Source organism: Laedolimicola ammoniilytica (assembly GCF_025567165.1).
In the GTDB taxonomy this organism is placed as follows: Bacteria; Bacillota; Clostridia; order Lachnospirales; family Lachnospiraceae; genus Laedolimicola; species Laedolimicola ammoniilytica.
Window position 1 is genome coordinate 15341 of sequence record NZ_JAOQKC010000012.1, and the last position, 15342, is coordinate 30682.

The 15342-nt window shown below is 43.6% G+C and carries 14 protein-coding genes and 2 pseudogenes; 13 read left to right on the forward strand and 3 right to left on the reverse strand.

Translation table 11 applies throughout. The features are described 5' to 3' along the window. The first annotated feature begins 174 nt into the window (after nucleotides 1-174). The 8 genes from OCV63_RS09900 (at nucleotide 175) to OCV63_RS09935 (ending at nucleotide 9858) form a co-directional block, all read left to right on the forward strand. The gene (locus OCV63_RS09900; RefSeq protein ID WP_118686821.1) at nucleotides 175-846 is read left to right on the forward strand and encodes a response regulator transcription factor; all 672 of its coding nucleotides are present in this window, start codon (nucleotides 175-177) and stop codon (nucleotides 844-846) included. After that, nucleotides 830-2242 (forward strand): sensor histidine kinase, encoded by a 1413-nt coding sequence (locus OCV63_RS09905; RefSeq protein ID WP_158363666.1) that lies wholly within the window; start codon nucleotides 830-832, stop codon nucleotides 2240-2242. The genes OCV63_RS09900 and OCV63_RS09905 overlap by 17 nt, the downstream gene beginning before the upstream one ends. A 131-nt stretch (nucleotides 2243-2373) precedes the next feature. Further along, nucleotides 2374-3246 (forward strand): hypothetical protein, encoded by an 873-nt coding sequence (locus OCV63_RS09910; protein ID WP_262670779.1) that lies wholly within the window; start codon nucleotides 2374-2376, stop codon nucleotides 3244-3246. Between the two features lie 428 nt (nucleotides 3247-3674). After that, on the forward strand, nucleotides 3675-4085 hold the full coding sequence (locus tag OCV63_RS09915; protein ID WP_118013838.1) for an RNA polymerase sigma factor: 411 nt from the start codon (nucleotides 3675-3677) through the stop codon (nucleotides 4083-4085). Between the two features lie 433 nt (nucleotides 4086-4518). Beyond that, nucleotides 4519-4785, forward strand: coding sequence for a DUF6870 family protein (locus tag OCV63_RS09920; RefSeq protein WP_158363668.1), 267 nt, complete (start codon nucleotides 4519-4521; stop codon nucleotides 4783-4785). Between the two features lie 116 nt (nucleotides 4786-4901). Next, nucleotides 4902-6581: a recombinase family protein gene (locus OCV63_RS09925; RefSeq protein ID WP_158363669.1), complete on the forward strand. Its 1680-nt coding sequence runs from the start codon at nucleotides 4902-4904 to the stop codon at nucleotides 6579-6581. 176 nt (nucleotides 6582-6757) lie between these two features. After that, a complete protein-coding gene (locus OCV63_RS09930) occupies nucleotides 6758-7432 on the forward strand; it encodes an ABC transporter ATP-binding protein (protein WP_158363670.1) in 675 nt (224 codons plus the stop codon). Next, nucleotides 7429-9858 carry an ABC transporter permease gene (locus OCV63_RS09935; RefSeq protein WP_158363671.1) on the forward strand — a complete coding sequence of 810 codons (2430 nt, stop codon included), beginning with the start codon at nucleotides 7429-7431 and terminating at the stop codon, nucleotides 9856-9858. The genes OCV63_RS09930 and OCV63_RS09935 overlap by 4 nt, the downstream gene beginning before the upstream one ends. Nucleotides 9859-10017: 159 nt before the next feature. On the opposite strand, the pseudogene OCV63_RS09940 reads toward OCV63_RS09935, so the two are convergent. Continuing rightward, nucleotides 10018-10191: pseudogene (locus tag OCV63_RS09940) on the reverse strand (DUF6061 family protein); the annotation flags it as partial. 107 nt (nucleotides 10192-10298) lie between these two features. Continuing rightward, the gene (locus tag OCV63_RS09945) at nucleotides 10299-10742 is read right to left on the reverse strand and encodes a restriction endonuclease subunit S (protein WP_262670781.1); all 444 of its coding nucleotides are present in this window, start codon (nucleotides 10740-10742) and stop codon (nucleotides 10299-10301) included. A 17-nt stretch (nucleotides 10743-10759) separates the two neighbouring features. Here OCV63_RS09945 and OCV63_RS09950 point away from each other — a divergent pair, with 17 nt between their 5' ends. Continuing rightward, nucleotides 10760-10921 carry a cupin domain-containing protein gene (locus tag OCV63_RS09950; protein ID WP_158363673.1) on the forward strand — a complete coding sequence of 54 codons (162 nt, stop codon included), beginning with the start codon at nucleotides 10760-10762 and terminating at the stop codon, nucleotides 10919-10921. An 84-nt stretch (nucleotides 10922-11005) separates the two neighbouring features. On the opposite strand, the gene OCV63_RS09955 is transcribed toward OCV63_RS09950, so the two are convergent. Beyond that, nucleotides 11006-11719: a GntR family transcriptional regulator gene (locus OCV63_RS09955; RefSeq protein WP_158363674.1), complete on the reverse strand. Its 714-nt coding sequence runs from the start codon at nucleotides 11717-11719 to the stop codon at nucleotides 11006-11008. 294 nt (nucleotides 11720-12013) lie between these two features. Between OCV63_RS09955 and OCV63_RS09965 the strand changes: the two are divergent. The 4 genes and pseudogenes from OCV63_RS09965 to hisH form a co-directional block, all read left to right on the forward strand. Continuing rightward, nucleotides 12014-12217 (forward strand): annotated as a pseudogene (locus OCV63_RS09965) (glycine radical domain-containing protein); the annotation flags it as partial. Nucleotides 12218-12236: 19 nt separating this feature from the next. Further along, nucleotides 12237-13745, forward strand: coding sequence for a xylulokinase (locus tag OCV63_RS09970; RefSeq protein WP_158363676.1), 1509 nt, complete (start codon nucleotides 12237-12239; stop codon nucleotides 13743-13745). 15 nt (nucleotides 13746-13760) lie between these two features. After that, the gene (gene deoC, locus OCV63_RS09975; protein WP_158363677.1) at nucleotides 13761-14498 is read left to right on the forward strand and encodes a deoxyribose-phosphate aldolase; all 738 of its coding nucleotides are present in this window, start codon (nucleotides 13761-13763) and stop codon (nucleotides 14496-14498) included. 232 nt (nucleotides 14499-14730) lie between these two features. Next, nucleotides 14731-15342: an imidazole glycerol phosphate synthase subunit HisH gene (gene hisH / locus OCV63_RS09980; RefSeq protein ID WP_158363678.1), complete on the forward strand. Its 612-nt coding sequence runs from the start codon at nucleotides 14731-14733 to the stop codon at nucleotides 15340-15342.

A 15342-nucleotide genomic window follows, 5' to 3' on the forward strand; every position in this document is an offset into this window, starting at 1 on the left:
ACATTTCGGGTTTGACTATGAGAACGAAACACGATTTTATGTTTTAGTAGTATTTTATTGCCCGTCGGCAAGGTTGCCGATGTTACACGGACAAGGTATAATAACAGAAAGAAAATTTGAAAACTACACTTTAATCACAAAAATCTATGATACGCTATCTTTGGAGGTGTTATTATGCAAAGGATTTTAGTCGTTGAGGACGATTTTGATATTCAAGAACTTTTACAGAATTTTTTACAAGAAGCAGGATATGAAGTAGCTGTTGCAAATGATGGTGTCGAGGCACTATCTTTATTTGCGGGAGAACGATATGACTTGATTGTGTTGGACATTATGCTCCCCAAAATTGACGGTTACGGTGTCTGTGAATTGATACGCAAACAATCTGATGTTCCTATCATCATGCTAACCGCATTAAGCGGAGAAGAAGATCAGATTAAAGGATTGGATTTGCAGGTGGATGACTACATTACAAAACCGTTTTCTATGCCTGTCCTGCTCCGCAAAATTGCGGCTGTACTTCGGCGCAGTAACCGGGGAACAGATGAAAAGTATCAAATCATTACTTATGGCAATTTGCGTTTGAACTGTGACGGCTACACCGCCACAGTGGACGGAGCTAATTTTGAACTGACACAAAAGGAATTTGAAATACTGCGGGAACTGCTGACCCATCAGGGCCGGATATTGACCCGGCAGAACTTGTTGGATAAGCTGTGGCGATATGATTTTTATGGGGACGAGCGTGTTGTTGATACCCATATCAAAAATCTACGAAAAAAATTGGGAATAGATTTCATTCAAACAATCAGAGGGGTGGGATATAAAGTTGATAAAGAGAATTAAAGGCAGTCTGTTTGCTAAAGTCTTTATTCTGACTGTGGCAGTTTTGCTCTGCGTGAGCTTTCTTGTCTATGGCGTTTTGGCTTGGTATATGCCTCAAACCTATTCTAACAATCTCAATGCGGCATTAGATGAACAGACCAGCGACTTTATTTATGAATTAGAACATATCCGTATGCAGGATAGCGGCGGACTTTTTGATCAGTTTCTTCAAAACACAACAATTAGCATGGTGGAGCTTTATACTGCTGATGGTGTTCTGGTGGAAACACCGTCTAACCAAAATAGCTTTAACGATGGGATCACCGGGGAGGCTCTTGGCGGAGCATCTTATGAAAGTGCGCCGATTATATCCAACAGCTATTACTTCTCATTTGCAGATGATAATAGCCAATATATTTTAACAGTTTACGGAGAAGCCTCTCAAATCGCAGAACTGCGGCAATCATTTGTAAGCGTATTACCGATTTTGTTTTGCGTTATTCTCCTTGTATCGTTGGCAACTGCTTGGGTGTATTCTCGTATCATTACAAACCCGGTATTAAAAATCAGTCGGATTTCTAAAGAAATGTCTGATATGAAGCTGGAATGGCAACTTGAGGAACGCCGTTCTGACGAGCTGGGTGTACTGGAGAATAGCTTGAATACGCTGTCCCGGAAACTGTCTGCTACCTTGGAGGAGTTGCAAAGTGCAAATCTCCAGCTCCAAAAGGATATTGAACATCAAAAGGTGCTGGAACGGGCACAACAGGATTTCTTTTCTTCTGCTTCCCATGAACTGAAAACCCCTATCACCATTATCAAGGGTCAATTAGAGGGGATGCTATTGGGTATAGGGGCATATAAAGACCACGAAAAGTATCTTGCCCGATCCTTGGAAGTTGCGGCTACGCTTGAAACGATGGTGCAGGAAATATTAACGATTTCAAGGCTGGAAACCAATGTTGATTTCAAAATGGAGCATTTTGATTGCGCTCCCATGATACATGGCTATTTGAGGGAGATTGATGATTTAGTGGCAACAAAAGAACTGCAAATACATCTTGCTATACAGTCTTCCGCTTTTATCAATGGGAACAAATTACTGATTGAAAAGGTGTTCTCCAATTTGATTTCAAATGCTGTAAAGTATTCGCCGCATGGAGCAAGCGTTGATATTATTTTGCAAAATACCAACGGACGCTTTTTGTTCTCCGTAGAGAACACAGGTACACATATACCAGAAGATGATATTCCCAAATTGTTTGACGCTTTTTATCGTATGGAGCAATCCCGCAGTAGAAGAACAGGCGGTAGCGGCTTAGGGCTTTATATGGTTCAAAGAATTTTACAACAACATAACAGCTATTGTGAGGCTTGCAACACAGAAAACGGTGTTAAATTCTTCTTCACGATTTAGCGGACAATCAACGGCAGGTGAACAACCTGCCGCTTTTTTTAACTACACATAAATCACAAACTAATCCCAAAGGTATCCCAAAATGCTTTGCTATACTTGGGGTACATTCAAAGAAAGGATTGGTAAACACTATGAGAAGAATGGCATTATGCGCTGCGTCTATGCTCTTATTAGGCTGTTTGGCTGGATGCAGCACGACACCACAGAACAGCCAGGAACAAGGTAATCCCGTTATCAAGGAAGAAATCAGTCAACCTCTTGGCAGCTCTGAGGCGCTTGGAAACAGCGAGGATAGCTCGGCACTTTCCGCCGCAGACAAAGAAAAAATGTTTGCACCTTATGAACAATATGGGATGACCTATGATGCGGTCAAAGATGAACTTACCTATAACGGGAATTTGGTTCGCTGGTTTGAGGACTATTATCCCATCGGTAACAATGAAACCGCCGGTATTGATTTTCTAAATGAAAACGGCACAGTAGATGTGTATGCTGTACGGGATTTAGAGAGCTTTTCAAAAGCGGCTGACGGCTCCGTTGATCCGGCGGGTAAGCTGATTGGCTTAAAAGAGTTTACCCAGCAGGAATTTGACGCACGGGATATTGAGGCGTTGAAAAACAGCACATCCGTTGCTATGGCAGGAACGCCGCTTGAAGATAGCGAAACTGCAAAGTTCGTTGCAGAGTATGAGGCATTTGGAGTAACCTATGATGCCGAAAAAGATCAGTGGTATTTCAATGGTGAGGAAGTCCGCTATTTCCGGGATGTTCTCACTTCTAATGGTGAAAGTCTCACCAGCGGAAAATTCCGAGGCGAAATGAGAACGCTTGGAAGCGGCGTTGGTACAATAGACATTTATGCCGTTCGTGATTACGGCCACTTGAACAGCGAACATCACGGAACATTAACTGGCATCGAGAAATACAGTCAAGAGGAATTTGACGAGCATACACAGGCCGGAATGTCTGGAAATCAGCCCATAGGTAATGCAAGCCATAACTAAACAAACCATTTAACTGCCGCACGACGGCAAAAGAAAAAAAGCCGTCGTACAGCAGACATATATCCATGCCCGTATGCGGCGGCTTTGATTTCAGAGCCGCCGTTTCTCTTTGGATATTCAGTAACCCCACGGCGGCCCATAGGAGGGTGTTGCCGTGTCCATCTTACTTTCTCACAATTCCCATGACCTTCACCAGCTAAAAAAAGCGTAGCTCCCCCTCCGGGACAGTATAGCTATGAAGGTACAATATATCAGTACAATTATGATAATGTAATTTCATGCGTCTGCATAGCGTCATGCTGTGCGGGCGCTTTTTTGTACTTCGAGACAAATTGTCCCGAGGTGCGGGGCGGCTCCCCAGGATGCCGCTCCCCGCCAAGCCCCGTTTCGGTCACTCATCCACCCAACACCGAAACGGAGGTTTATTTATGACTACAATCAATCTGAAGGATTTTTATTATTGGTACACACAGGATCAGTTTATCGAGGTTTCTGACGAGGTAGCCGAAGTGTTTGTGGCCGATGCCCGGCACGAAATGGCCTACCAGCGGCGGCTCTCCCGGCATAAGGCGCAGTATTCTCTGGACTGTGATGACGGGATCGAATATTCCGCCTGCCTGCATGAGCCAACACCCCAAGAGCTTCTGGAACGCATGGAGCTGTTCATCCGTCTGTGGAATGCACTCAACTCTTTGCCGGAGATCCAGGGCCGCAGGATTGATGCCCACATCATTCTCGGAAAGAGCATCAAGGAAATTGCCGAGGCCGAGGGCGTACATGAGGAGTCTGTCCGCCAGTCGATCAAGCGTGGCCTTGAGCGTATGAAAAAAACTTTTTGATTTTTTCATTTTCCCCACTTGGAAATGATGAAAAAATGTCTCGGTTTATGAAAGGAGATATTCTTCTTTTCGCAGATAAACAGCGGCGGCCCCGGGCATAGTCCGGGGAGCCGGGCGGCGGGTGCGCTGTGACTTTTTCTTCGGAAGAACGAGCGAACAACACCAACGCCGCAACTGGGCCGGGCCACCCCACGGCCACGATCCGGCATAGGACAGGCTGGCCGCCTGTCCCTCCGGGCCGCCCCATTATCTGCGAGGGAACGCCGCTCTGAGTATGGTTGTCTTTGGACAGGGCAAGAAAATGGGAGCGGCGTTCTCTATTTTATACTTACATGGAGTGAGGCAAGAGGGCAGCATCGTTTGGGTGCTGCCCTCTTGCGTTTCCCTACGATATGCGGGAGGCGTATCCTATTTTTGATAAGGAGGTTTTACCGTGAGATTAACGGCAAAGGAACTGGAACAAATGAAAAGCGTTGACATCGGCGCAGTGGCTCCCGAGTCCCTGCCGGATGTGAGTGGTATGGCCTTTGACACCTCTCTCCCCCGGGAGGAGCGGATCGCCCTGTTTTTGCAGGCGGTAGAAAATCCATACTGCTTTTGCATCGGCGGGATCGGTGTGAAAATTGAATTTGCGGAAAGCGGGCCGTCCTTGCAGGAGACGCTGACGGACTTTCTGCTCCGGCAAAAAAGCGGGCTGTAACTTCGGTTATGGCCCGTTTCTACTTCGAGACAAAGTGTCCCGAGGCGGAGGCATCCTTGTTGTCCCGCCCGGGCAGAGGTATAATATAGATGTAATGTGATAGGGAAGGAGGAACAATGGCACGAACAAAAAACAGAGGATTGCAACAGAGTTTCTCTCCCTCTTATACCGTCCGCCGCTGGCGGCTTGGCGAATACATCCGGCTTTCCAAGGAGGACTTGAAAAAGGGAAAGGACGACAGCAACAGCGTCATCAACCAGCGTGATCTGCTCAATGACTTTTACCAGAAGCATATCGGAGAATTTGAAAGTGTTTCCGAATATGTAGACGATGGACACACGGGGACGGATGCCAACCGGGAGAATTTTCAGCGGCTCCTTTCCGATGTAATGAGCGGGAAAATAAACTGCGTGGTAGTAAAAGACCTTTCCCGTTTTGCAAGAAATTACAGTGATGCGGGAAGTCTGATTGACAACCTGTTTGTGCAGATGGGTGTCCGCTTTATCAGTCTTGCTGAAAATGTGGACAGTTACCTCAACCCGGACAGCGTTTCCAGTATTATCGTCCCGATTACGAATGTAATGAACGATCAATACTGCTACCAGACCTCAAAGAAGATCCGCCAGGTATTTGATTACAAGCGGCGCAACGGGCAGTACATCGGCGCATTTGCTCCGTATGGATATGTAAAGCACCCAAAGGACAAGCACCAGTTGATCATCGACCCCGATGCCGCTGAAATCGTCAAACTGATTTTCTCTTTGTTTCTAAAAGGGACATCGAAACGGGCCATCGCTTTGTATCTGAATGAACACGGCGTACCCAGCCCCTCGGCTTATAAACTGCAAAAGGGCATACCCGTTTCAGCAAGAGGATATGACGATCCTATGTGGGGAGCCCGCATGATCCACTCCATTCTTACGAACCCCACCTATACCGGGGATTTGGCGCAGGGCCGCAGTCGGGTAAAAAGCTATAAGGTACACGAGGTTGAAAGCGTCCCCCGTGAAGAATGGGTGGAAGTAGCTGGTACGCATGAGGCAATCATTGATTATGAAACCTTTGATAAGGTACAGGCTCTTTTACAGCGTGATACCCGTACTTCTCCAAAAGGCCGGGAAGTCCACCTGTTCAGCGGTTTTCTAAAATGTGCTGACTGCGGGCGGGCGATTACCCGGAGCGTAGGCAACAACAATAATGTGTACTATGCCTGCTCCACTTACAAGAACCGCTCCCGGACAGCCTGCACAATGCACTCAATCAAGCATAACCGTCTGGAGGCCGCTGTCCTCTTTGCGGTACAACAGCAAGTCCATCTGGCTGTTTCATACTCGGAAATGATTGCCAGCATTAACACCGCCCCGGTCAAAAAGAGCCAGTCCATCCGTTTGGAAGAACTGATTGCTGCGAAGGAGCGGGAACTGGCAAAAATCAGCCGCTACAAGCAGTCCCTTTATCAAGACTGGAAAGACGGGGAAATTACCCAGCAGGACTACCGGGATATGAAAGCCGATTATGAACGACAGATTATCGCTCTTACGGATGTGCTGGCCCGGTTGAACGCTGAACGGGCGGAACTGGCAAACGGTGTAAAGAGTGAGCATCCCGCATTGGTGGCCTTTACAAAACATCAAAATATCGACCAGCTTTCCCGGGAACTTCTCGTTGAGCTGATCGACCATATCAAGGTTTATGAGAATGGAAACATTAGTGTGAGATTTAAGTTTGCGGATGAATTTAGACGCATAGCAGAATACATTGAAATCAACACCACAAAACCCGCAGTAGCGGGCTAACCCCCGCTACATACCCCTTTGACAGTGTGTTTTCCTAATAGGAGTTAATCATATGGTGGTTAAATTTTAAGGGAGCAGAAATCTTACAATTCTGTAAGACTTCTGCTCGTTTTTTGAAAGTGAAATGAAAGATTGCCCTGATACAATTTGGATGTAAGATGAAAAGGAGGCAACACATGAGTGTGATATTAGAAACCAAGCAGCTTTGTAAGTTTTATGGCGCAGGTGAGAATCAGGTCAAAGCGGTCAATCAGGTGGACATTCAGATTGAGCGGGGAGAATTTGTCGCAATTGTTGGAAAGTCAGGTTCCGGTAAAAGTACATTACTTCATATGCTTGGAGGGCTAGACACCCCGACAAAAGGCAGAGTTACTTTAGCAGGGAAAGATTTATACAGGATGAAGGAAGATGCCCTTGCTGTTTTCCGCAGAAGAAAAATCGGATTTGTTTTTCAGGCATTCAATCTGGTATCCTCCATCAATGTGTGGGAAAATATTGTACTGCCACTGGGGCTGGACGGAAGAAAAGTGGATGAAGCGTATGTAAATGATATTATTGCAACTCTGGGGATTAAAAACCGGATTTATAATCTGCCAAATCAGTTATCCGGAGGGCAGCAGCAGAGAGTAGCAATTGCAAGAGCACTGGTGAATCGTCCGGAAATTATATTTGCAGATGAGCCGACAGGCAATCTTGATTCCAAGACCAGTGATGAGGTAATCGCTCTGCTTAAGATGACAGCAAAAAAATATGGACAGACAATTGTAATGATTACCCATGATGACGAAATTGCACAGGTCGCTGACCGTATTCTGGTGATTGAGGACGGACAGGTGGTGGATTTCAGATGAAGACAATAGGCAGGATTGCATATAGCAATGACAAAAGGAACAGGACAAGAAGTATACTGATCATGATGGCAATCTGTCTGACCACGATGCTGCTTGTTATCATCAGTACTGTGGGAAATGGGGTAATTCATTTACAGAAAAGTCAGGCGGCAAGCTCATACGGAAGCAACTACGGCCTGTTTATCGCCATAGATGGTACGCAATTAAAAGAAGTGGAACACAGAGCTGAGATATCTGATATCGGCATCATGTGTACGGAGGGCATCCTGAAAGGAAATGAAAATGGCGGCTTTGTCAGTGCGGATGAAACGGTCAGGAAAATGCTTCCCTATAATCAGGAATATGTGTTGAAGGAAGGTACCTATCCGGAAAAGGCGCAGGAAATTGCCGCAGGACGCGCTTTCTTTGATGCAGTGGGATACCATGATGTAAAGGTCGGAGACACCGTAACATTGGAGTACCGTTCCGGCATGCAGTCGGAATACGCACCGGTGGAATTTACTGTCAGCGGGATTTTATATGACCGGGATGAATATACCATCGAGGCTTCCTATGTTGTATTCGGTTCGCAGGATTTTTATAATGAGCGTGTTGCGGAGGGTGACAGGCAATATAATATCTATTTTACCTTGAGCGATTCTGTAAATGTATCTATGAATAATGTTGCGCCTGTTATAAAAGAAATCGCGGATTCCTGCGGCATTGACCAGAAAAACGTGATCATCAATGACCTCTACCTGCAGTGGGTATTGCAGCCGAGCTATGAAATGATTGTGGTTTGTGGAACCCTGATCCTCGGAATCGTGCTGTTTTCCGTTGTGGTCATTTATAATATCTTCCAGGTCGGGATCGCCCAGAAGGTTCAGGAGTACGGAAAAATCAAGGCGCTGGGTGCAACCAGAAAGCAGATGAAGCAGTTGATCTTTCGTGAGGGCATTCTTCTGGCGGTTCCTTCGATACCGCTGGGGCTGCTGTTTGGTTTCCTGATTGCAAAAGTCAGCTTCAACTGGCTGGTGGAGCAGGGAAATCTGGTATCGTCCGGAATCAAGAACCATCAGGTGCCTCTGTTTTCACTGACAATTATGCTCATCTGCATTTTTGTATCGTTTCTTACGGTCGTTTTGGCTTTGCGCAAACCCATGAAAATTGTTTCTCGGATTTCACCCATCGAAGCGACACGGTATCTTGACGGCTCCAAAACGCAAAAACAGGGCAGACGAAAAGGCAGAAAAGATGTCACCGTTTTCTCCATGGCAATGGCAAATGTGACAGGCAATCCGAAAAGAACCATTGCTACGATTCTTACCATGGGGCTTTCCTGTGTATTGTTTGTAATTATCTCTAATTATGTTGGGAATATTGACACGGAGCACGAGGCGCGGATTGCAATCAACCATGGACAATTTGAGTTGCAGCTGGATTATTCCCAGAATTATGATGAAGCCTATTCGGAGAATAATCTGGACACAATCCTACAGAACAACCCACTGAATGATTCTTTGATTAAAGAAATCAAATCCATCCCCGGTGTAACGGATGTACTGACGAGAGAAATCGTCTCTGCAGATTTGAACGGAACAAAATTTCCGGTTGCAATCGTAAATCAAGAGGATTTTGAAATGATGCGCGGGGATGGCGATATCGGTTCCATGGACTATGCACAGGCTGTCAAAAACGGGGATGTTTTCTTTGGCTGGTCCATGTGGATGGAAGCTGACGGGTATTCTGCGGGTGCACCGATTACATTCAACTTTGATAACGGAAGCGGAACCTATACCTATCATGGAAAAATCGCAGGCTCCTTTGTAAGCGCGGACACTTATCTGGTCATTCCGGAAGAAGTATACCGCTCTGTAAATCCGAAAGGGACATCTTATGGATACCTGTGGGTGGATTGTGCTAAAAAAGATGTGGCATCTGTAGAGCAAAGCCTGAATGACCTGCTCTCCGATACTTCTCATATCAAGCTGAACACCTATCACGCAGAATTGCAAACCGCAGAATACGCAAGCCGTATGATGAAGCTTGGCTGCTATCTGTTCATGGCAATTGTCGGTCTCATTGGGTTTATGAATCTGGCAAACACCATGATCATCAATATCACCACGAAGAAGCAGGAATACGGTGTGCTGCAAGCGGTAGGCATGACCAATAAGCAGTTGAATCTGAGCTTACAAATACAGGGCTTGATTTTTACGGTTGGCACCATCTGCGTCGCACTTGCTGCCGGTCTGCCTCTTGGCTATGCACTGTTTTCCTATGCGAAGCATAATAGGATTTTTGGAATGAACGTTTATCACGTTCCTCTTATCCCGATTCTTGTTATGATTCTTCTGGTTGGTATTCTACAAATTGTGCTTTCCTGTGTTTTAAGCAGTAATCTGAAAAAGGAAACGCTGGTAGAAAGAATAAGGTATCAGGGATAGCAAGTATTGCTGGGATATCCTCAGTATCATAACAGGAATTAAAAGCACTTGGCTTCAAAAAGTTTTGTACTTTTGACAAAATGCAACCGATTTTTCATCAATTATAATAAATTTGATTAAGCAGCCTGTGTGTAATGAAGCATACAGGCTGCTTGCATTTTATAACTCTAATGAATCTTCTGCATCTACCCACATCTGTAAATTGCCCTCAAGATATAATCTCGCATATTCAAGTGGTTCATCGACTGCAAGTGAAGTCAATGCACAGTCTGATCTGGGTGTGGTTTTTAAATCCTTTTCGGCTTCCCAGCAGTCAATGCGAAGCATATAGCCAAAGGCTCGTGTTGTGGAACAGAATGGAAAGCTAAAACGCTATCGTAATCGAGAAGATGAAATACTCTTTATGGATTTACTCTTGTACCGAGCAGATATATTGAGTTTTAGTGGCTTAATTGGGTTACCAGCAAGTCCTTTGTTTCATTAAGCCTATCAATTTCCTGCAAATTATGAAGTATTGTTGAAAATACTATACTCAACTTATGCTCAAGTTGTTGCAATGTATTGTCTGAAGGTGTTGGAAGCTCATATTTTTCAAAAGAGGTCTTGTTAATGTTTATCATTGTTGAGCTTCCCTCGCCTAATGTTCTTAATTCTGCGGTATGAGCTTTTATCGAAAAATACAGGAAACATGGATATTTTGAAATTACCGCATTTATTTGTTGATTGGTTTGTGCAATATATGATGTTAATGCCACTTCACCAGCATTTGCACCAATGCAAGCAACAACAAACGTATTTTCAGGAATATATTTATTCTTCTGACTATCAGCTTCCGCTTTTGAAAGAGAACATTCAGAACTGGTAATATATACATTTCCGTGCATATCAGGTGTTTTTATAAATGGAATCTGGGACAGGTGAATATGAAGATAATGAAGGAAATCGCTATATATTAAATCCTGGTGATTCGGCATGTGCCTATGACGGTGAGAAGCATGCTATCAAAAATGTAGGAAATGAGCCGTTGGTTCTGGTTGCAGTTATTCCGTTTACACAGAAGTAAAAAGCATATTACATTGAAAGTCAAAAGGAGAAAGGGCATAGATATAAAAAGACAATACATATTTCTATGCCCTTTTTGTGTAAATCAACGGCCTTGCAAAAATATGTGATATTTATATTTATCTGATACGAACCGTGAAATTGTATATTCGAACGGTGTGTCATTAATATAGGAAATTCGCTCGCTGCAAAGCAAAGGGGAATCGGACGGAATATTTAATATTAGCGATTCGGTAAAAGAGGCCTTTTTGGCATATAATGTTTCCTCTGCAGTAGTCAACACAATATTGAACTTGGATTCAAGGAAGTGATACAGTCCGGAGAAGATCTCTGAGGACTCGCTGAAACCAGGCAGGAAAGCAGCTACCAGGTAATTGGTTATATAGGCTGTGGGTATGTCGTCAGAACAGATTATGCGGTCAATTTTATATACTTGTTCATCTTGAGACAGGCATAATACAGCACGTACGGTATCAGGGGCGGATATTTGTTCTATATGGTAATTTTTTGTGGTAACGATGTGACCGTTTTGCTTTAAGGTTTCTGAAATTGATGTAATCTTGTTCAGATGCTGAGTGGTGCTGAAATCCTGAACAACAGTGCCGTATCCCTGTTTGACTGATAGTAAGCCTTCGTTTACTAAAAGTGAGATGGCTTTTCGGATAGTGGTGCGACTCACAGAATAGATATCTTCAAGTTCTGACTCAGTGGGAATTAAAGTACCAATTGGATATGTTTTGTTTAAAATATTACTTTTCAAGTCGGTATAGACTGATTGATAAAGTGATGTTTTTTGCATAACAGACTCCTTTTTGAGTAAATAAAATTCTGGTTTATATATAATATATCATATAAATGTAAAGGTTACAATGTTTAACGCAAGATCATATATATTTTTTTACAGAAACCATATAAAGTAACTAAAAAATATCTAATATAGCAGAAAAGTATGGGATATATATCTAAAACATATTGACGTAGCAGAGATATTATGGTAAAGTATGCATAAAGATAATTACCTATCGCGAAAATAAAGTTTGTGTCAGGATATATTGATTCCGGGGTATGCGGATCATAAGACGGGGCGGAGAAATTTATGATGATGTTGCGTGCATATTATAAGCTGGGAGGAATTCAGCATCAACCGAATGTGGTTGATATTGATAAATTAAAAGATGCACAGATTCATCCGGAGGAATATAAAGATCTGATTATCCGTATGTGGGGAGTAAGTGCACATTTTGTGGATTTACCTAAGGATGTGCAGGATGAGTTTATTGCCCGTTACGATTTCTGAAAGGTAGGAGGATAAAAAATTGAAAGTAATAGCCTATGATTTAGGAACAGGTGGGGTTAAAGCGTCGCTATACAATGAAAAAATGGAGACTTTGGCTAAGTCATTTGTTGAGTATAGTACAAATTATGTCGGCCGCTTACACGAACAGAACATTGAAGATTGGTGGAACGGCGTAGCAACCAGTACCAGAAAACTTTTGGCAGATAGCAGTACCTCTGCAGATGAAGTTCGGGCAGTTGCTTTATCCGGTCATAGTCTTGTGTCAATTCCATTAGACACGAATAACAGCCCCCTGGAAATGCATGTTCCGATTTGGTCGGATGGAAGAGCAGTAGATGAAACACAGGAGTTTTTCAAAAGTATACCTTATGAAGAATGGTATATGACTACCGGAAATGGCTTTCCGCCGGAATGTTATCCTGTATTTAAGCTTATGTGGTTAAAAAAGCATAAACGGGAAATCTATGACAAAACATGCAAGGTGGCAGGCTCTAAAGATTATATAAATCTTTTGCTGACAGGTAATCTTTGTACAGATTATTCTTATGCTTCCGGAAGCGGTGTGTACGATTTAAGAAAACAGATGTATCGTAAGGATTTTCTCAGAGTTGCAAATTTGAAGGAAGATCTTTTCCCGCAAATAGTTGAGTCACATAGCATAGTTGGCTATATCACGGATGAAGCTGCTAAGTTTATTGGGCTTAAAAGTGGTACAGCGGTCGCCTGTGGCGGTGTGGATAATGGGTGTATGGCATTAGGTGCAGTGGGAGCAGAAGAAAAGAAAATTTATCTTTCTTTGGGTTCATCAAGCTGGGTGCCTGTTAATTCCAGAAAGCCGGTTTTAGATTTTAAAACAAAGCCGTATGTTTTTGCACATATTGAAAAGGATATGTATACATCGGCATATTCTATTTTCGCAGGTGGAAGTTCGTATCGGTGGATTAAGGATGTTATTTCAGATGGCAATACCAGGGATTATGAATGGCTAAATGCTCAGGCAGCAATGTCCCCGGTAGGAGCAAATGGAGTAATATTTAATCCAAGCCTTGCAGGAGGAACTACACAGGATCGAAGTGTTAACATAAAAGGAGGATTTATAGGCTTGACACTTGGTGTAAAGCAGAAGGATTTGATTCGCGCTGTTATGGAAGGCGTGGCGCTGAATTTGAAGTATTCGGTTGACCTTTTATCCCAGCAGACAGAAATCAGTGATGAAATTCTCATTTGTGGCGGAGGCAGTAAGAGTGATCTGTGGCTTTCTATTTTTGCAGATGTATTTAATATGAAAATTAGAAAAACCAATGTTGATCAGGATGCGGCTTCTTTGGGTGCAGCAGCGATTGCCATGCGCAGTATTGGCTTATGGCAGGATTATCATTTAATACCACATCTTCATAAACTTGAAAAATTAACGCTTCCGGATAAAGAAAATACTGAAAAATATAAAAAAATACAGAAAAAATTTCTTAAGGTAGCTGATATGTTGGCACAATTAGGAGATGAATTTGTTGAAATAGACAATCAATAAAGGGGGAAATACATAATGAAGGAATCGATTAATCTGCAGGAAATTGGACGCATTATGGATGTTAGTACAGTAAGAACAGATGTCACTTTTACGGAAGTAAAACAGATGTTAGATATTGTAAAAAAATATCACTGTATTTGTGCAAGCCCAATGCCGTGTTTTACTAAATATACGGTTGATCAGCTAAAGGATTATCCGGATATTGTTACAACGGGCGTGGTAGGATTTCCTGGTGGAGCAGAGACTACATTTGTAAAAACAGCAACGGCAAAGGAATTAATTTCACTGGGGTGCGAAGAAATTGATATGGTAATTAATGTAAGTGCACTCAAATCAGGATTGTATCAGATGGTGGAAGATGATATCAAAGCCGTTGTGGATGCTGCTAATGGTTATCCGGTAAAAACAATTTTGGAAATCTGCTATTTAACGGATGATGAGATTAAAAGAGCAAGTGAAATTGGAGTTAAGGCAGGAGCAACCTATATCAAGACAGGTACAGGTTGGGGACCGAAACCTACAACGGTTGAAACAGTGAAATTGATTCGTTCTGTTATTGGAAACAGCGCCAAAATTAAGGCTGCTGGCGGTGTTCGTTCCCTGGATGTTCTGATTGAAATGGTTGATGCAGGGTGTGATCGTTTTGGAGTAGGGGTTCGTTCTGCATCCACAATTTTAGAGGAGGCCTATAAAAGGGCTGGAATAGAGCCGCCGGTTCTTTGTACTGAATTTAGTGAAAATGACAATTATTAAATTAGGGAATGCTGAGAGAGGATTATGATTGTAGATATCATTTGATGATTGGCAGGAGTATTCGGATTAAACGGCAGCCTTTTGAAAAATTTATTGATAAGGTCGAACAGATATAGAAGTCGACAAGGCGTCTCAAGTGTGATATTATTTAACGGTACACATTCGAGGCGCTTTGTGTAATAGCCAAGAATTTAATTAGAGTAACAGCGGCAACGATAGGAGATGACAATCAATGATAGCGATAATAGACTACGACGCGGGTAACTTAAAGAGCGTGGAAAAAGCATTGCTGGCCCTGGGCGAAGACGTGCTGGTAACCCGTGACAGGGAAAAACTTCTGGCAGCCGATAAAGTAATTCTTCCGGGCGTAGGCAATTTCGGGGACGCCATGGAAAAGCTGAAAAGCTATGGACTGGTTCCGGTGATTCACGAGCTGGCAGAGATGGGAAAGCCCTTCCTTGGCATCTGTCTGGGTCTGCAGCTTTTATTTGAGCGAAGTGATGAAGCGCCGGGTGTGGAGGGACTTGGAATCCTGAAAGGCGAGATTGTGCGGATTCCCGATGGAGAGGAGCTGAAGGTACCCCATATCGGTTGGAATTCTCTGCATTTGCAGAATGGCGGCCGATTGTTCCGGAATTTGCCGGAGGAGCCTTATGTGTACTTCGTCCATTCCTACTATCTGAAGGCGGAGGATCCTGAGATCGTGAAGGCGACCACCGAGTACGGCGTGACGATAGACGCCTCCGTAGAGCAGGGCAATGTGTTTGCCTGCCAGTTCCATCCGGAGAAGAGCAGCCGGGTGGGCCTGAAGATACTGGAAAATTTCGCGAAGCTGGAGGGTTAG